Consider the following 18,458-nt stretch of genomic DNA (forward strand, 5'->3'; position numbering starts at 1 on the left):
GTGACCAACATCCCCGAGACCGGCCGGACCCCACGGGTCCAGATCCGGCTCATCGTCATCCAGATCCTCGTCCTCTCCCTGCTCGGCACCCTCGGCGGGCGCCTGTGGTATCTCCAGATCCGCGAGGGCGACGAGTACGCCAAGGAGGCCTCCGGCAACCACGTCCAGCAGGTCGTGCAGCCCGCCGTACGCGGCTCGATCCTGGACGCGCGCGGAGTGCCCCTCGCCGACAACGAGACCCGCCTCGTCGTCTCCGCCTCCCGCACCGACCTGCTGAAGATGAAGGACGACGGCAAGGCCGTCCTCGCCAAGCTGGCCGACGTGCTGGGCATGACGCCCAAGGAAGTCCAGGAGAAGGTCCGGCTGTGCGACTCCAAGACGCCGCAGCCCTGCTGGAACGGCTCGCCGTACCAGCCCATCCCCATCACCGACGAGGCCACCCCCAAGCAGGCCCTGCAGATCCGCGAGCGCGCCGAGGACTTCCCCGGCATCACCGCCGAGCCCCAGGCCGTGCGCCGCTACCCGAGCCCCGGCGAGGCCAACACCGCCCAGGTCCTCGGCTACCTCTCGCCGGTCACCGACGAGGAGATCACCAAGGCGCAGAACACCGACTCGCCCTACCTGCGCTCCGACCAGGTCGGCCGCTCCGGCCTTGAACGCCAGTACGACAAGGAGCTGCGCGGCAAGGCCGGCGTCACCCGCTACGAGGTCGACAACCTCGGCCGCGTCATCGGCCAGGCCGAGGCCGACCCCGCTCAGCCCGGCTCCACCCTCGTCACCAGCATCGACGCGCGCGTGCAGCGTGTCGCCGAGTACGAGCTGAACGAGGCCATGAAGGAAGCCCGCAAGCAGAACGACCGCAACACCGGCACCAACTACAAGGCCGACTCCGGCGCGGTCGTGGTGATGGAGGCCAAGACCGGCCGCGTCGTCGCCATGGCGTCCAACCCGGCGTACGACCCCAACGCCTGGGTCGGCGGCATCTCCGCCAAGGACTACGCCAAGCTCACCGGCAAGGACTCCAACTACCCGCTGCTGAACCGCGCGATCCAGGGCCAGTCGGCGCCCGGCTCCATCTTCAAGGTGGTCCCGACGGCCGCCGCGATCAACGCCGGCTACTCCTTCGACGGCCCCTACGAATGCTCCAGCTCCTACTCGATCGGCGGCCAGGTCTTCAAGAACTTCGAGTCCAAGGGGTACGGCCCGATCAGCCTCGGCCGCGCCCTGGAGGTCTCCTGCGACACCGTCTTCTACCGGCTCTCCCACGAGGAGTGGAAGCGGGACGGCGGCAACAAGCCGAAGAACCCCAACGACTGGTTCTACAAGACCGCCCACCAGTTCGGCCTCGGCGCCGAGACCGGCATCGACCTGCCCAACGAGGTCACCGGCCGCGTCCCCGACCGCAAGTGGAAGCAGGACTACTGGAAGGCCAACAAGGACGCCTGGTGCAAGACCGGCAAGAAGGGCGGCAGCTACGCCGAGCGCATCGCCTACGAGAACTGCCTCGAAGGCAACCGGATGCGCGCCGGTGACTCCGTCAACTACTCCATCGGCCAGGGCGACACCCTCGTCACACCCATCCAGATGGCCACCATCTACGCGGCCATCTCCAACGGCGGCACCCTCTACGACCCCTCCGTCGGCAAGGCGGTCATCAGCAACGACGGCAAGAACGTCACGGAGATCAAGCCCAAGGCGCACGGCAAGCTGCCCATAAGCAGGCAGACGCTGGCCGAGATGGACGACGCCCTCGCCGGCGTGGCCACCCGCGGTACCGCCGCCTGGCGGTTCGCACAGGTCGGCTGGCCGCAGGACAAGATCCCGATGCACGCCAAGACCGGTACCGCGGAGGTCTACGGCAAGCAGACGACGTCGTGGTTCGCCACGTACACCAAGGACTACACGGTCGTGATGACGATCTCGCAGGGTGGCACGGGCTCCGGTGCCTCGGGTCCCGCCGTGCGCAACATCTACGACGCGCTGTACGGCGTGTCCGACGACGGCGCGATCAACCCGAAGAACGCGCTGCTGCCGACCCCGGAGGAGGCCCTGCCGAAGGTCCAGACGGACGGGACGATCAAGTCCCCGAAGGTGCCCAAGGACCCGGCGAAGGACCAGCGGGCCACCCAGAAGGACGTGGCCGAGCAGAACGAACAGCAGCAGGCGGCAACCGTGACGACGCCCGCGACCGGGAACCGGAACACACGGCGACGGCCGCGCAAGAGGGGTAGCCGGAGGATGCTCACATGACAGGCGTCAACAGCTTCCAGGTCCCCGGATACGGGCCCCGACCCGCGGGCTGGACCCGCCTGTTCGCCCGTGACTCGGTCGCCCGCCGACTGGACTGGCCGATACTGCTCGCGGCGCTGGCCCTCTCGGCGATCGGCTCGCTGCTCGTCTTCTCCGCGACCCGCAACCGCACCGAGCTCAACCAGGGCGATCCGTACTACTTCCTGGTCCGGCACATCCTGAACACCGGCATCGGGCTCGCCCTGATGATCGGCACGGTCTGGCTCGGCCACCGCGCCCTGCGCACGGCCGTGCCGATCCTGTACGGCATCTCGGTCTTCCTGATCCTGCTGGTGCTCACCCCGCTCGGCTCCACCGTCAACGGCGCCCACTCGTGGATCCAGATCGGTGGCGGCTTCTCGCTCCAGCCCTCGGAGTTCGTGAAGGTCACGATCATCCTGGGCATGGCGATGCTGCTGGCGGCGCGGGTGGACGCGGGCGACAAGCCGTACCCGGACCACCGAACGGTGATGCAGGCGCTGGGACTTGCCGCCGTCCCGATGCTGATCGTGATGCTCATGCCCGACCTGGGGTCGGTCATGGTCATGGTCATCATCGTGCTGGGCGTGCTGCTCGCCTCCGGCGCGTCCAACCGCTGGGTGTTCGGACTGCTGGGCGCCGGCGCGCTCGGCGCGATCGCCGGGTGGCAGCTGCACATCCTGGACGACTACCAGATCGCCCGCTTCGCGGCCTTCGCCAACCCCAGCCTCGACCCCGCGGGCGTCGGCTACAACACCAACCAGGCGCGCATCGCGATCGGCTCGGGCGGGCTGACGGGGTCCGGGCTGTTCCACGGTTCGCAGACGACCGGCCAGTTCGTGCCGGAACAGCAGACCGACTTCGTGTTCACGGTCGCGGGAGAGGAGCTGGGCTTCGTCGGAGCGGGCCTGATCATCCTTCTGCTGGGCGTGGTGCTGTGGCGCGCCTGCCGCATCGCCCGCGAGACGACCGAGCTGTACGGCACGATCGTCGCCGCCGGGATCGTGGCGTGGTTCGCCTTCCAGACCTTCGAGAACATCGGCATGACGCTGGGCATCATGCCGGTAACGGGGCTTCCGCTGCCGTTCGTGTCGTACGGCGGGTCCTCGATGTTCGCGGTGTGGGTGGCGGTGGGGTTGCTGCAGTCGATCAGGGTGCAACGGCCCATGTCGGCGTAGCGGTACTTCTGGTCACCTCCGGTGGTTACCTCCGGGTTTCCCTGGGATTCATGCACAGTTGCCCCTGCCATCCCGCCGTGACTCCCACTAGATTCAGGTCATGGCGGACACGAAGCGTGAGATCGAGCGGAAGTACGAGTCCGAGGAGAGCGGGCTGCCCGACCTGACCGGCGTCGCCGGGGTCGCGACCGTGGTCGACAAGGGTGTCGCGCATCTGGACGCCACCTACTACGACACCGCGGACGAACGCCTCGCCGCGTCCTCGATCACCCTGCGCCGCCGCACCGGCGGATCGGACGCCGGCTGGCATCTGAAGTTCCCCGTGGCCCCGGGCGTGCGGGACGAGATCCAGGCGCCCCTCTCCGACACCGTGCCGCGCGCCCTGGCCGGCCTGATCCGCTCCCGCGTCCGGGACGCCGAGCTGGCGCCCGTGGTCCGGCTCCGCTCCGACCGCGATGTGCGCGACCTGGTGGACGCGGAGGGCCGGCTGCTCGCCGAGGTCAGCGTGGACGCCGTACAGGCGGAGCGGCTGAACGGGGAGGGCGGCTCGGCCCAGTGGACCGAGATCGAGGTGGAGTTGGCCGACGGCGGCGACCCGGCCTTTCTCGACAAGGTGGAGAAACGGTTCCGTAAGGCGGGTGTACGGCCGTCCGCGTCGGCGTCGAAGCTGGCGCGGGCGCTGGCGGAGACGGCACCGAAGAAAAAGAAGCGCAAGGTCAGGTCCCCCCAGCCGCCTGTGACCGCCGGCGACCACGTCCTCGCGTACCTCCGCGCCCAGCGCGACGCCATCGTCGAGCTCGACCCCGCCGTACGGCGGGACGTGTACGACTCCGTGCACCGCATGCGCGTCGCCACCCGCCGGATGCGCAGCGCCTTCCGCTCGTACCGGAAGGTCCTCGACCGGGCCGTCACCGATCCGATCGGCGAGGAGCTGAAGTGGCTCGCGGGGGAGCTGGGCGTGGACCGCGACCAGGAGGTGCTCACCGAGCGCCTGACCGCCGCCCTCGACGAACTGCCCCGCACCCTCCTGTCCGGCCCGGTCCGCACCCGGCTGCGCACCTGGTCGCATGCCCGGCGCGGGGGATCACGCCGGCGCCTGATCGCCGTACTGGACGGAAACAGGTATCTGGAGCTGCTGGTGGCGTTGGACGGGCTGGTCGACGATCCGCCGCTGCTGGAGGCGGCCGGGGGGAAGCCGGCGAAGGTGATCGGCAAGGCCGTACGGAAGGACTTCGCGGCCCTGGCCGGCCTGGTCGAGCAGGCGGTGGAGCTGCCGCCCAGCCAGGATCGCGACCTCGCGCTGCACGAGGCCCGGAAGAAGGCCAAGCGGACGCGGTACGCGGCGGAGGCGGCCACCCGGGCCCTGGGGGAGCCCGCCGTCGATCTGGTGCGGTCGATGAAGTCCCTGCAAGGCCTGCTCGGCGACCACCAGGACAGCGTGATGACCCGCGAGTCTCTGCGCGACCTCGCAGCTCAGGCGCATGCGGCCGGGGAGAGCGCGTTCACGTACGGGGTGCTGTACGGGCACGAGGAGCGGCGGGCCGAGCTGGTGGAGGCGGCGCTGCCCGAGGCGTGGCGGTCGATCAAGGGCGGGATGGAGATCTGAGGGGCGGACGGGGGAGGTCCGCAGCCGCGTTACGCTAGATGGTCACCCCTGTCAGCTCACGAAGGTAAATCCCGCGATGTCTGTCGAGTCGGTCTTCCCACAGCTCGAAGCTCTGCTCCCGCATGTGCAGAAGCCGATCCAGTACGTGGGCGGCGAGCTCAACTCCACCGTCAAGGACTGGGACGACTGCGACGTCCGCTGGGCGCTGATGTACCCGGACGCCTACGAGGTCGGCCTGCCCAACCAGGGCGTCATGATCCTCTACGAGGTCCTGAACGAGCAGGAGGGCGTCCTCGCCGAGCGCACCTACAGCGTGTGGCCGGACCTGGAGGCGCTGATGCGGGAGCACGGCGTCCCGCAGTTCACGGTGGACAGCCACCGGCCGGTGAAGGCCTTCGACGTGCTGGGCCTGTCGTTCTCGACGGAGCTCGGCTACACGAACATGCTCACGGCGCTGGACCTGGCGGGCATCCCGCTGGAGTCGAAGGACCGTGGGCTGGACGACCCGATCGTCCTGGCCGGCGGCCACGCCGCCTTCAACCCCGAGCCGATCGCCGACTTCGTCGACGCGGTGATCATCGGCGACGGCGAGCAGGCCGTGCTCGACATGACGCGGATCATCCGCGAGTGGAAGGCGGAGGGCAGCCCGGGCGGCCGCGAGGAGGTCCTCTTCCGCCTGGCGAAGACGGGCGGGGTGTACATCCCGGCGTTCTACGACGTCGAGTACCTGCCCGACGGCCGTATCGCCCGCGTGGTCCCCAACAAGTCGGGTGTCCCGTGGCGCGTGTCCAAGCACACGGTGATGGACCTGGACGAGTGGCCGTACCCGAAGCAGCCCCTGGTCCCCCTGGCCGAGACGGTCCACGAGCGCATGTCGGTCGAGATCTTCCGCGGCTGCACGCGAGGCTGCCGCTTCTGCCAGGCGGGCATGATCACGCGCCCGGTGCGCGAGCGCTCGATCACGGGCATCGGCGACATGGTGGAGAAGGGCCTGAACGCGACGGGCTTCGAGGAGGTCGGCCTGCTGTCGCTGTCGTCGGCGGACCACTCGGAGATCGGTGACATCGCGAAGGGTCTGGCGGACCGGTACGAGGACGACAAGATCGGCCTGTCGCTGCCGTCGACGCGGGTGGACGCGTTCAACGTGGATCTGGCGAACGAACTGACGCGTAACGGCCGCCGCTCCGGCCTCACCTTCGCGCCCGAGGGCGGCTCCGAGCGCATGCGCAAGGTCATCAACAAGATGGTCTCGGAAGAGGATCTGATCCGGACGGTGGCGACGGCGTACGGCAACGGCTGGCGCCAGGTGAAGCTGTACTTCATGTGCGGCCTGCCGACGGAGACGGACGAGGACGTCCTCCAGATCGCCGACATGGCGACGCGCGTGATCCAGAAGGGCCGGGAGGTCTCCGGCTCCAACGACATCCGCTGCACGGTCTCGATCGGCGGCTTCGTCCCCAAGCCCCACACCCCCTTCCAGTGGGCCCCGCAGTTGTCGGCGGAGGAGACGGACGCCCGCCTCGAAAAGCTCCGCGACAAGATCCGCGGCGACAAGAAGTACGGCCGCTCGATCGGCTTCCGCTACCACGACGGCAAGCCGGGCATCGTCGAGGGCCTGCTGTCACGAGGCGACAGGCGGATGGGCGCCGTCATCCGTGCCGTCTACGAGGACGGCGGCCGCTTCGACGGCTGGCGCGAGCACTTCTCGTACGACCGGTGGATGGCCTGCGCGGACAAGGCGCTGGCCGATTTCGGGGTGGACGTCGACTGGTACACGACGCGCGAGCGCACGTACGAGGAGGTCCTGCCGTGGGACCACCTGGACTCGGGGTTGGACAAGGACTGGCTGTGGGAGGACTGGCAGGACGCTCTCGACGAGACGGAGGTCGAGGACTGCCGGTGGACGCCTTGCTTTGATTGTGGGGTTTGTCCGCAGATGGATACCAGTATTCAGATCGGGCCTACGGGGAAGAAGTTGCTGCCTCTTACGGTCAAGAATGCTGCCCCGGCCCCGGCATCGAGCGGTCACGCTCACTGAGAGCCAGGCTCATACGCCTTTGCTGGGCCCTGCCCTGCTGTGCGACCGGTGGTGACCTGCGCGGACTGCTGATTTCAGTAGCTCTTGGCAAGTTGATATCCAGGGCCGTGATTGCTGGATAAAGTCGGTTTGTCACGACTGGTTGCGGGGGCAATCAGCGTTTGGTCGGCGCTGCCGACGTCCTGGGGAGGGCCTGAGCGCATGAGTCGTCGCTCTGCTGGTTTCGTCAACACTTGGGCGGAGGCGCAGCGCCAGTACCAGCGCCAGATCGAGGCCGAGCAGAGGCGGCGTCGCGAGGAAGCCCGATTGGCGCGTGACTACCAACGACGTGCCGCTCAGGGGCACCGGGAATACCGGCAGGCGGAGGCCAGGCGACGGACGGCAGAGCTGGACGCGCAGGTCGCGATCTTGCAGGGACTGCTGACCGAAGGGTGTCAGGCGCCGGCTTTCAGGGCGTCGTCCTTGATGCGTGTGGAAGACCTTCCACCGTTCGATCCGGGCCGGCTCGCGTGGCCTGTACCCATGCCGGACCCGCGTCAGTACCAGGCGCAGGGCGGCTGGACGGCCAACCGGCGTGCGCAAGCAGAGGCTGAGGCGCGGACCCGCTTCGAGCACGACTGGCACAGGGCACAGGCTGCCGAGGCGCAGCGGCAGCAACAGTTAGCCGCTTTCCAGCGGGACTACGAGCAAAGGGCTGAGGCGCAACGAGCCGAGGTGCGACGGCACAACGCCGGCATCACCGAGGCGACCGCAGGCGTCAGGCGGGGCGACCCCGAACTCGTGGTCGAGTACTTCTCGGCCGCCCTCTACTCGTCGACCGCCTGGCCCGAAGCCTTCCCCCGGCAAGTAGCGGCGGCCTTCGACTCGGCGGCGCGGCAGTTGGTGCTGGACTGGGAGCTGCCTGGGTACGACGTCGTCCCGGAAGCGAAGTCGGTGAGGTACGTACCGGCTCAGGACCAGGACAAGGAGACGGCGCGTCCCGTGACGCAGCGCCGCGCGCTGTACCGAGAGGTGCTGGCGCAGAGCGTGCTGCTGGTCCTGCACCAGCTCTTCGCGGCGGACGAGTACGGCATCCTCGACTCGGTGGCGCTGAACGGCTTCGTCGACGCTCCCGACCCCGCGACGGGCAGACAGCCCCACATCTACCTGGCCACCGTCATGGCTCAGCGAGCAACCTTCACCGACCTGCATCTGGAACAGGTGGACGCGACCAGCTGCCTGACGGAAGCGCTTCGGGGCCAGCTCGTGCCCCGGCCCGACCAACTCACCTCCGTACGGTCGAGCCGGCGGCCCCAGGACGTCGGAAACCATGTCGTCACCCATGGCGGCGGCCACGAGGAGCCGGACCTGTACGACATGGACCCGATCGCCTTCGAGTCCCTCGTCGCCGATCTGTTCCGCGCCATGGGGATGCGGGCGGTGACGACACAGCGCTCGAACGACGGTGGCGTGGATGTCGACGCGCTGGACCCGACTCCCATCCGAGGCGGCAAGATCGTCGTCCAGGTGAAGCGCTACCGGAACACCGTGCCGCCCACCGCGGTGCGCGACCTGTACGGCACGGTCCAGGACGTCGGTGCCAACAAGGGCGTTCTGGTGACGACGTCCGGCTTCGGCCCCGGCTCGCACACCTTCGCCCGTGGCAAGCCGCTGGAGCTGATCTCGGGCGGCGAGCTGGTCGACCTGCTGCACCGGCACGGGCTCCGTGGACGCTTGGGAGAGGGCGGGCGACCCGCCTCCGCGCAGCCGGCGCCGTCCGGTCCCGCGACTCCGCCCGATGACTACAGCGTGCTCGGCATGGCGTGGTCCGGGAACGTCGCCTTGGACGTCTGCGCGCTCGTCTGCCGAGGCAATCGAGTCCTCAGCGAGGACCACTTCGTCTTCTTCAACAACCCGCAGACTCCGGACGGTTCGGTACGCGCACTGTCGGCTGCTGCGCTGGGCAGAGCAGCGATCCGTGTCTCCTTCGACGCGCTGCCCGGGGAGGCTGATCGGTTGGTGCTGGTGGCTGCCGTTGATCCGGAGGTGAACCCGGATGCGGATCTGTCCGGCTTCACTGATGCCTGTATCCGGTTGCTGGACCCGGCGATGACCGAAGTCGGTCGGCTTGAGGTCTCCGACGGCCGCTCCGGCGAGACGGCGTTGGTGCTCGGCTCCTTCCGGCGCAGGCCGAATGACGACTGGGACTTTGTGCTCGGCGGGAAGGGTTATACGGGTGGTCTGGAGCAGCTCGTCCAGGATTACGGGATCGAAGTGGAGTAACGCACTGGGGTCATGCGTAATGCCGGGCATGCCCGCAGTCACTCCCAGACCGCGGCTGTCCGCACCGGCGGATTCGGTATGCCGCTGCTCTCTCCGATTGCGCAGGGTCGCACCCACACGCCCGTCCCGCCGGAGGACCACAAGCCTCCGGCGGGACGGGTTCCAGCTTCTGCGCAGGCGGCGTCAGTGATGCAGGGCCGGTGAGCCGGCGGGCGCGCGGCGTGTGGCGCTGCGGTAGGTGGAGATGCCCAGGGCGAGCAGCCAGTAGCTGAGGATCGCGCCCATCAGGGCGGTGGTGCCCCAGCCGTTGGCCGCGTAGAAGTTGGCGGGGGTGTTGCCGAAGAACAGGGACGGTACGAAGGCCAGGTTGACCCCTGCCAGGACGTAGGCGGAGCGAGCGGTCCAGCGCGGCAGCAGGTTCGTACGGGAGATGCCGTAGCCCACCGCGGTCAGGAAGAGCGCGAGCATGAGGCGGCTGATCGACCCGTAGAGGATGTAGGTGCCGCTGACCGTGATGGTCGGGTCGATCGGGTGGTCGGCGGCGATGACCGCGCCGGCTTCCAGCCCGCTGGAGACCAGGGTGATCGTCGCGTAGACCAGTCCGGTGGCGAAGGCCATCGTGCCGACCCATTCGTAGGTTGGATTCACCCGCTTGACCAGCTCCCGGAAGGCCGTCACGAACACGATCAGGAACGCCAGCGCGACGATGGCGATCAGCAGCCTGGTCAGGACGTTCGCGTCCGGCGGCGGGCCGGAGTAGATGAAGTACAGGGGTACTTCGACGATGAGGGCGACCGCTGCGGCGATGCCTGCGAGGCCGGTCAGGCGCCTGGCGATGGTTTCGTTCATGGGTGTCCCCCGGGTCCGTGTGGTGGGTTCCTTGTCGGTGTGTTCCCGATGACGTGAATGCTGCCGCTGTCGGCGCTCCTCGTCGCTGGGCCTGGACACCGGATGAGGGGGTGGTCTTACCGACACCCAGTCACGCGGTCACGACCGACGTCAGGTCCGGCAGGCCTCGGGAAGCCGCTCCCCCAGGTCCCAGAACAGCCCCGCCATGATCCCCAGCCCCTCCCGAGCCACCGACCCCAACAGGTGCTCGTTGGGAGCGTGCTGGCGGCAGGACGGGTGGGAGTGGGGGATCCAGACCGTGGGGAGGGCGAGGATGTCGGCGAAGGCGTCGTTGGGGAGAGTGCCGCCGAGGTTGGGGAGGATGGCCGGGGGCTTGCCCGTGGTGCGGTGGAGGGAGGTCGTGGCCCAGTGGACCCAGGGGGAGTCGGGGTCGAGGCGGGTCGCGGGGACGGCCTGGAGGAGTTCGACCTCGACCATGGGGAGGGCGTGGGCGTCGAGGTGAGTGCGGATTGTCCGTTCCAGGGGCTGCCAGTCCGTGCCTACCACGAAGCGGAGCTGGATGTCGGCTTGGGCCGTGCCCGGGATCGCGCCGACCGGGCGGGCGGGATCTCCCGCCGACAGGGTGAGGATCTCCAGGGTGTTCCAGGCGAAGACCCGTTCGGCGGGGGTGAGGTCCGGTTCGCCCCAGTCCGTGTCGACGCGGGGGTCTGCCTCGCCGCCGCCGACCGTGAGATCGGTGAGGGCCGCCCTGACCGCGTCGGGGATCGTCGGCGGTCGTAGGCCCTCCACCAGGATGCGGCCCCGGGCGTCGACCATGGTGGCCAGGGCGGCCGCCAGTACCGTCGCGGGGTTGCGCAGTGCGCCGCCCCAGTTGCCCGAGTGGTGGGCGCCGTCGCGCAGGGGGACGCGGAGGCGGAGGTTGGCGGCGCCGCGGGAGCCGAGGAACAGGGTCGGGCGGTCCGCGGCGAGGCGGGGGCCGTCGGAGGCGATGAGGAGGTCGGCGGTGAGGTCGTGCTTGAAGCGGCGGCAGAACTCGTGCAGGCCGGGGGAGCCGGACTCCTCGCCGGTCTCGATGAGGAGTTTCAGGTTGAAGCCGAGGGTGCCGCCTCGGGCGGTCAGGACCTGTTCCAGGGCTGCCAGGTTGACCGTGTGCTGGCCCTTGTTGTCCGCCGTGCCGCGGCCGTAGAGGCGGTCCCCCTCGACGACCAGGTGCCAGGGGGAGAGGCCCGTGCGCCAGCGGTCGTCCTGGCCGGGGACGACGTCCGCGTGGCCGTAGACGAGGACGGTGGGGAGGTCGTCGGCTTCGTGGCGGTGGGCGAGGAGGAAGGGGCCCGCCTCGGGGGTGGGGTTGTCGATGATGCGGACCGTTGCTCCCAGGCGGCTTACGGCCGGGGCGAGCTCGTCCACCAGATATGCGCCCAGTGCCGCCGTGTCGGTGGGCGGTTGGCTCACCGTCGGGAAGGCGACCCGGCGGCGCAGGTCGGCCAGGAACGCGCCGGAGTCGTAGTAGGCGGTCGCCCGGGCGATGGCTGTGTCCCGTGTCGTCATGCGTCTCCGTTCACGGTGTCGGTCTTGGCGGACGTGGCCAGGCGGCCGTCCTCGCGGTCCAGCCAGTGCCGTCGTAGCGCGTCCAGTACGACCAGGACGTCGAAGGACGTCACCCCGGGCAGCTCGGCCAGGTCCCGGGTGAGGAACTCGGCGAGGCCGTCCTCGTCGCGGAAGACGCCGTGGTGGACGACGCAGGACGTGCCGGCGGTGGTCGTTACGTAGCGTGCGGAGCGGTGGCGGGCGAGGGAGCGGGCCACCTCGGCCATCGCGCTCGGGGAGACCGTCAGCGTGATCGCGACCTCCAGGGCGTAGCCGAGCAGGCCGGGTTCGATCTCCACCCGGGGGCGGACCAGGCCGCGTTGGAGGAGTGACTGGGTGGTGCGGTAGGCGGTGGACTGGGCGATGCCGAGTTCCCGGGAGATCTGGGCGGCGGTCATGCGGCCGTCGGCGGTGAGCAGGCGGAGGGTGCGTAGTTCGTCGTCGGTGAGCCGGGCCTGGCGGGGCGGGCCGGACACGGGTTCGTCCTGGGCCGCGTGCCGGGTGAGCTGTTCCACCTGGTCGGGAACCAGGCGGGGCAGGCGCCAGGAGTCCGACTTGGTGGTGGCCGACAGGACCAGTTCGGAGCGGGCGGAGCGTACGCCGGGCGTGGCGGGGATGGTCCGGGCCAGCAGTTCGGTGGTGTGGTCGCGGCGGGCCGGCTGGACCGAGCAGTAGACGTCCGCCTGGCCCGCGGTGACGGCGACGTGGCTCGTCTCGGGCAGGTCGGCGAGGCGTCGGGCCACCTCCGTGGCCCGGCCGGGTTCCGCGGTCACCCAGACGTGCCAGGGGTGGCCCTCGCCGGACACCGACCAGTCGAGCTGGCCGATCACCCGCAGCAGCCGGTCGGACTCCAGCCGGGCCAGCCGGCGTCCCGCGGTGCTCGCCGAGACGCCCAGCACCTCGGCCAGCAGGCTCAGTGGCGCCCGCGGGGCGTGCTGGAGCGCGGCGACGAGGTCCAGGTCGTCGTCGTCCAGCGCCTTCCTGCCGTATATCTCGCCCATCTCGCCCATCTCGCCCATCTTGTCCATCTTGTCCATCTCGTTCATCCACCCATAAGCATTCAGGGAATGAATCCGTCAAGCAGCGACTTCACGCGAACGATACAAGCGGCATCAGCTTTTTACTTGCATGATGCCGTCACGTTGGTCGTCAATGGGGAGGTGACCGCCACCACTCCCCGCTCCCCGAAACCGCCCTCGAATCCGCCCCCGAAGCCACTCTCCGGACTGCTCGCCGTGCTCGTGCGCATCGAGCGCATGGGCAACAAACTGCCCCACCCGTTCTGGCTGTTCGGTGTGCTCAGCGTCGTCCTCGCCCTCGCCAGCTGGGCGCTGTCCGCCGCCGGGGCCTCCGCGCTGAACCCGGCCACCGACAAGACCGTGACCGTCCACAGCCTCGTCTCGGGCGAGGGGCTGCGGATGATGATCGACGACGCGGTCACCAACTACGCCACGTTCCCGCCGCTCGGCACGATCCTCGTCGTCATGCTGGGTGTGTCCGTCGCCGACCGGTCCGGTCTGCTGCCGGCGATGCTGCGGGCCGCCGTCGCGCGCGTTCCGGCGAAGTGGCTGACGTTCACGCTGGCCTTCTCCGCGATGGTCGCGCACGTCGCCTCCGACGCCGCGTACGTGGTGCTGGTCCCGCTCGGCGCGATGGCGTTCAGGGCAGTGGGGCGCAGTCCGATGCTGGGCGCCGTGGTGGCGTTCGTTTCGGTGTCCGCCGGGTACGACGCGAGCCCCCTGGTCACCCCGACGGACGCGGTGCTCGCCGGGCTCACCACCGCCGCCGCGCAGACCATCGACCCGGACTACGTCGTCACCCCGCTGTCCAACTACTTCTTCTCCATCGGTTCCTCGGTGGTCCTGGCACTCGTCGTCACCGTCGTCACCGAGAAGGTCATCGCCCGGCGGGTGGCGGCGATGCCGGAGGAGGACGAGAGCGTGGAGCACGAGACCGCGGAGCACGAGACCGCGGAGGACGAGGGAACCGTCGACGAGCTGACCCTGCGCGACGAGGAGCGGCGCGGGCTGCGCCGCGCGGGCCTCGCGCTGCTCGTCTACGCCGCGCTGATCGTGGCGGTGATGATCCCCTCTGGATCGCCGCTGCGCGGGGAGGGCGGCAGCATCGTGCAGTCGCCCGTGCTCACCGGCATCGCGGTCGTCCTGGCGGTGGCGTTCCTGATCGTCGGCGCCGTGTACGGGCGTCTCGTCGGCACCGTGCGCACCGCCCGGGACATCCCCGACCACATGGCGAAGGGGCTGCGCGAGATGGCGCCGATCCTGGTGCTGTTCTTCGCCATCTCCCAGTTCCTGGCGTACTTCAAGTGGACCGGCGTCGGCGAGGTCATGGCGATCCGGGGTGCCGACCTGCTCGAATCGGCCGGTATCACCGGGCCGGTGGCCTTCCTCGGTGTCCTGGCCGTGTGCACGGTGATCAATCTGCTGGTCACCAGCGGCTCCGCCCAATGGGCCCTGGTCGGCCCGGTGTTCGTGCCGATGTTCATGCTCCTCGACATCCCGCCGGAGGTGACGCAGGCGGTCTACCGGATCGCCGACTCGTGCACCAACGCGGCGACCCCGATGAGTGCCTACTTCGTCATGACCCTGGGCGTCATCCAGCGCTACCGCCGCTCGGCCGGCATCGGCACGCTGCTGTCCCTGACCCTGCCGCTCTGCCTGGCCATGCTGGTGACCTGGACGCTGCTGTTCTACGCCTGGTGGGCGTTGGGCATCCCGCTCGGGCCGGGGGTGCCCGTTCGCTGACCGCCGCCGCCGCCGTCGACGACGACGCCGCCGACGTACGTAGGAGGAGAACTGCCCGTGTCCCTGCACCGCATCGAGTCCCTGGCCCGCACCGCCCTGCCCGAGATGACCGACGACCTGCGGATGCTGGTCGAACACGAAACACCCAGCGACGACAAGGAGTTGCTGAACGCCGGTCTCGCCGCCCTCGAAGCGTGGGCGTACGAACGGCTCGGCCCGCCCGACGAGTCGCGGCGCCACGACGGCGGCCCGCACGGCGACATGCTGGAACTGCTGTACCGCGGCACCTCGCCCGCCACGGTCCTGATGCTGTGCCACTACGACACGGTGTGGCCGGCCGGCACTCTCGCCCAGTGGCCGTTCCACGTCGCCGAGGACGGCCGGGCGAGCGGGCCGGGCGTGTTCGACATGAAGTGCGGCCTGATGCAGGCCGTGTGGGCGCTGCGCCTGTTGCGCGAACTGGATCTGCCGCGTCCGGCGGTCCGGCTGTTCCTCAACGGCGACGAGGAGATCGGCAGCCCGGTGTCCCAGGCGCACGTCGAGCGGCTGAGCGAGGACGCGGCGGCCACGCTGGTGTGCGAGGCGGCGGCCGGACCCGAGGGGGCGCTGAAGACGTCCCGCAAGGGCGGCGGCATCTTCGAGCTGACGGTGGACGGGGTGGAGGCGCACGCCGGCCTCGACCCGGAGCGGGGCGCGAGCGCCGTGCACGCCCTCGCCGAACTCGTCACACAGATCGTCGTGTTGGGCTCACCGGAGCTGGGCACCACGGTCAACGTCGGAGTGATCAGCGGCGGTACGGGACGCAACGTCGTGGCCGGTCGGGCCCGTTGCGGCATCGACGTACGGATCGCCGTACCCGCCGAGGCGGACCGCATCGACACCGCCCTCGCCGCACTGCGCCCCTCCGACTCCCGGGTGACGGCAACGGTCACCGGCGGCTGGGCCCGCCCCCCTATGGTGCCCAACCCCGCATCCAGGATCCTGTTCAAGCAGGCGCAGTCGATCGCCGCCGACCTCGGCTTCACGGCCCGGGAGACCGCCGTCGGCGGAGCGAGCGACGGCAACTTCGTCGCCGCCCTCGGCCGGCCCGTCCTCGACGGCCTGGGCGGGGTGGGCGAGGGCGCGCATGCCCGGCACGAGCATGTGCGGCTGGAGCATGTGCCTTCGCGTACGGCGCTGATCGCGGGGCTGCTGGCGGCGTGCGCGACCTAGGAGAACAGGAGAACACGTGGCCCGGGCCTCGGAAAACACGTGGCCCGGCCTCGCACCGCACGCGAAACTGGGGCATGCCTCGACTCGTCGCACCGGATGCCCGGTTCCGGACCTCCTTCCTGGACGCCGTGGGGGAGGAGGTCGCCGCCGGGGAGTACTTCGGCGACACCCTCGCGCGGGAGCTGCGGGTGTACGGCGACGACTGGCACGCGCCCGAGGGATTCGCGCGGTACGTGGCCGCCGTACGGGAGGAAGAGCTGGAGGAGGGGCGGCGGCCCGCCGGGTTCGTGCCCGCCACCTGGTACTGGTACGTGGACGGGGACACGTATCTCGGGCGTATCCAGATCCGGCACCGGTTGACGGACCAGCTGCGCGACTACGGCGGTCACATCGGGTACGGCGTACGGCCGACCGCGCGTCGCCGCGGGCACGCCACCGCGATGCTCCGGGAGGTGCTGCCCCACGCGCGGGCGCTGGGACTGGAGCGGGTGCTCGTCACCTGTGACACCACCAACATCGGATCCCGCAAGGTGATCGAGGCCGGCGGTGGAGAATTCGAGGACGAGCGGGGCGGGAAACTGCGGTACTGGATCCGGACGGGCGGCTGAGGCGTCTACGCCGGTATGGATCTGGAGAAGCCGGCGTCGCCGTCGCCACCGCAGCAGCACGACCAGCCACGGGGGCCCGAGGGGTGTCTCGTGGTGGCTGTGCGTCTGCCCGTGCGGATCGTGGTGCTCGTGCTGGTCGTGCCGGTGCGGATGGTGTGGGACGCGCTCGTCGTCGGGGGGCGGTTCCTCAACGATGCCGTGCTGCGGCCGGTGGGCCGGGCGCTGGCGTGGACGCTGGTGTGGCTCGGGCGGGTGCTGTTCGTCTGGCCGTTCGTGGGGCTGTGGCGGTATGTCATCGTGCCCCTCGGCAAGGCGCTCGCGTGGCTCGGGCATGTGTTCGTCGTCGTGCCGTCCGTCTGGCTGTACCGGTATGTACTGACGCCCGTCGGGCACGCCCTCGCGTGGTGTGCCCGGGGGATCGGGGCCACCCTGGCGTGGATCTACGCGCGCGTGCTGACGCCCGTGGGGCACGCCTTCATGTGGGTGCTCAGGGGGCTGGGTGCGGTGCTCGCCGCCCTGGGGGTCGGTATCTACGCCGTCGTGGCCTGGCTGGTGCGGTATCTCGTCGTCGTCCCCGCCGTGTGGGTGTACGAGTGGATCCTCACGCCCGTCGGGCACGCGATCGCCTGGTGCGCGAAGGGCCTCGTGTGGGTCCTGAGCGGGATCGTCACCGGGTTCGGGATCGCCCTGTACTGGATCGCCCGGATCCTGCTCGTCCTGCCCGCCCTCGCCCTGTGGCGCTGGGTCCTCGTGCCCGTCGGGCGCCTCCTCGCCGTCGTCGGGCGGGAGATCGGGGAGGCGCTGGGGCACGCCTGGCGGATCGCCGGGCACATCTCGCTCGCCGTCGGACGGTTCCTCGGGACCCTCTTCCGGTGGATCTTCGTGGAGCCGGTGCGATGGGCCTACCGAAGCGTGCTGACACCGGTCGGGCATGCCGTGCGCGACGCGGTGCTGCGGCCCGCCGCCGAGGCCGCGCGCAGCGTGGGCCGGGCCACCCGGCAGGCCCTGGCCTCCGCCCGCGAGTCCGCACGGCAGGCGCGCGCCGACTTCCGGCGGATGGTCTTCGGGGAGCCGAGGCAGGCGCGGGCGGTGGAGCGGCGGGAACCCACGGGCCGCGACACACGTACTCTTGGTACCAGTACGACCGCTCTCACGAAGGACTGAACGACACTGGGCAAGCGACAGCCCGAAGGCCCGCCGCCCGCACCCGCGGTGCAGCGCATCCGACTGCGCTACACCAAGCGCGGCCGCCTCCGGTTCACCAGCCACCGTGACTTCCAGCGCGCCTTCGAGCGTGCGCTGCGCCGCGCCGAGGTGCCGATGGCGTACTCGGCGGGGTTCACGCCGCATCCGAAGGTGTCGTACGCCAATGCCGCACCCACCGGCACGGGCAGTGAGGCGGAGTACCTGGAGATCGCACTCACCGAGACGCGCGACCCGGAGAAGCTCAGGGTGCTGCTCGACGAGTCGCTGCCCGCCGGGCTCGACGTCATCGACGCGGTCGAGGCCCGCACCTCGGGTCTCGCCGACCGGCTGACGGCTTCCGTGTGGGAGCTCAGGCTCGACGGCGTGGACCCGGCGGAGGCCGAGCGCGCGGTCGCGGTGTTCAAGGCCGCCGAGTCGGTCGAGGTCCGGCGCAAGACAAAGAACGGCGTCCGGACCTTCGACGCCCGCCCGGCGGTCTCGCAGCTTGAAACGCATGGTTCGCAGGCTGATAGGCCGACCGACCAGCCCTGTGCGATACTGCGGCTGGTGGTTCGGCACGTGACGCCTGCCGTACGACCCGACGACGTCCTGTCCGGTCTCCGCGCCGTGGCCGACCTGGCGCCGCCGGTCCCCGCTGCGGTGACCAGGCTGGCGCAGGGGCTGTTCGATGAAGAGACCGGCACGGTGACCGACCCGCTCGCGCCCGACCGCGAGGCAGCGGTGGCCCTCTCGACGGCCGCTCACGCTGCCGCCGCGACGGCGCTGGTGCCGGAAGGTTCCGCGTAGGGACGGACGTCGTAAGCGCCGCCCTGGGACTCGGGAGCCACCTGGGTCGGGCAGCGCACCTACCAGAAGACTTTCGCCAGGCCGTGCGCATTCGGC

General features: G+C 70.1%; 13 protein-coding genes. 10 read left to right on the forward strand and 3 right to left on the reverse strand.

Annotation, left to right across the window (positions count from 1 at the left end):
- From mrdA to ABT063_RS41905, 5 genes are all read left to right on the forward strand, one after another.
- On the forward strand, nt 1–2,250 hold the full coding sequence (mrdA, locus tag ABT063_RS41885) for a penicillin-binding protein 2 (RefSeq protein ID WP_351066194.1): 2,250 nt from the start codon (nt 1–3) through the stop codon (nt 2,248–2,250).
- Nucleotides 2,247–3,446, forward strand: coding sequence for a rod shape-determining protein RodA (rodA, locus tag ABT063_RS41890; RefSeq protein ID WP_351066195.1), 1,200 nt, complete (start codon nt 2,247–2,249; stop codon nt 3,444–3,446). Before mrdA ends, rodA begins: the two co-directional genes overlap by 4 nt.
- Nucleotides 3,447–3,546: 100 nt before the next feature.
- Nucleotides 3,547–5,052: a CYTH and CHAD domain-containing protein gene (locus ABT063_RS41895; protein WP_351066196.1), complete on the forward strand. Its 1,506-nt coding sequence runs from the start codon at nt 3,547–3,549 to the stop codon at nt 5,050–5,052.
- Nucleotides 5,053–5,128: 76 nt separating this feature from the next.
- A complete protein-coding gene (locus tag ABT063_RS41900; protein WP_351066197.1) occupies nt 5,129–7,090 on the forward strand; it encodes a TIGR03960 family B12-binding radical SAM protein in 1,962 nt (653 codons plus the stop codon).
- 201 nt (nt 7,091–7,291) lie between these two features.
- Entirely contained in the window at nt 7,292–9,352 is a 2,061-nt protein-coding gene (locus tag ABT063_RS41905; RefSeq protein ID WP_351066198.1) for a restriction endonuclease, read from the forward strand.
- A 183-nt stretch (nt 9,353–9,535) separates the two neighbouring features.
- Here ABT063_RS41905 and ABT063_RS41910 read toward each other — a convergent pair whose 3' ends face one another.
- The 3 genes from ABT063_RS41910 to ABT063_RS41920 all read right to left on the reverse strand — a co-directional run bounded on the left by ABT063_RS41910 (nt 9,536) and on the right by ABT063_RS41920 (nt 12,834).
- Nucleotides 9,536–10,201, reverse strand: coding sequence for a hypothetical protein (locus tag ABT063_RS41910; RefSeq protein ID WP_351066199.1), 666 nt, complete (start codon nt 10,199–10,201; stop codon nt 9,536–9,538).
- A gap of 150 nt (nt 10,202–10,351) precedes the next feature.
- A complete protein-coding gene (locus ABT063_RS41915) occupies nt 10,352–11,749 on the reverse strand; it encodes a M20 family metallopeptidase (protein ID WP_351066200.1) in 1,398 nt (465 codons plus the stop codon).
- Complete coding sequence (locus ABT063_RS41920; protein ID WP_351066201.1) at nt 11,746–12,834, reverse strand: Lrp/AsnC family transcriptional regulator; 1,089 nt, start codon at nt 12,832–12,834, stop codon at nt 11,746–11,748. Before ABT063_RS41920 ends, ABT063_RS41915 begins: the two co-directional genes overlap by 4 nt.
- A 114-nt stretch (nt 12,835–12,948) precedes the next feature.
- Here ABT063_RS41920 and ABT063_RS41925 point away from each other — a divergent pair, with 114 nt between their 5' ends.
- The 5 genes from ABT063_RS41925 (at nt 12,949) to ABT063_RS41945 (ending at nt 18,362) form a co-directional block, all read left to right on the forward strand.
- Complete coding sequence (locus ABT063_RS41925; RefSeq protein ID WP_351066202.1) at nt 12,949–14,550, forward strand: AbgT family transporter; 1,602 nt, start codon at nt 12,949–12,951, stop codon at nt 14,548–14,550.
- Nucleotides 14,551–14,607: 57 nt separating this feature from the next.
- Nucleotides 14,608–15,762 carry a M20 family metallopeptidase gene (locus ABT063_RS41930; protein WP_351066203.1) on the forward strand — a complete coding sequence of 385 codons (1,155 nt, stop codon included), beginning with the start codon at nt 14,608–14,610 and terminating at the stop codon, nt 15,760–15,762.
- A 74-nt stretch (nt 15,763–15,836) separates the two neighbouring features.
- Nucleotides 15,837–16,370: a GNAT family N-acetyltransferase gene (locus ABT063_RS41935; RefSeq protein ID WP_351066204.1), complete on the forward strand. Its 534-nt coding sequence runs from the start codon at nt 15,837–15,839 to the stop codon at nt 16,368–16,370.
- A 15-nt stretch (nt 16,371–16,385) separates the two neighbouring features.
- The gene (locus tag ABT063_RS41940; protein WP_351066205.1) at nt 16,386–17,534 is read left to right on the forward strand and encodes a hypothetical protein; all 1,149 of its coding nucleotides are present in this window, start codon (nt 16,386–16,388) and stop codon (nt 17,532–17,534) included.
- 48 nt (nt 17,535–17,582) lie between these two features.
- Nucleotides 17,583–18,362 carry a TIGR03936 family radical SAM-associated protein gene (locus ABT063_RS41945; protein WP_351066206.1) on the forward strand — a complete coding sequence of 260 codons (780 nt, stop codon included), beginning with the start codon at nt 17,583–17,585 and terminating at the stop codon, nt 18,360–18,362.
- Nucleotides 18,363–18,458: the final 96 nt, after the last annotated feature.

The sequence above is a fragment of the Streptomyces sp. NPDC002838 genome (genome assembly GCF_040295365.1).
Lineage (GTDB): Bacteria > Actinomycetota > Actinomycetes > Streptomycetales > Streptomycetaceae > Streptomyces.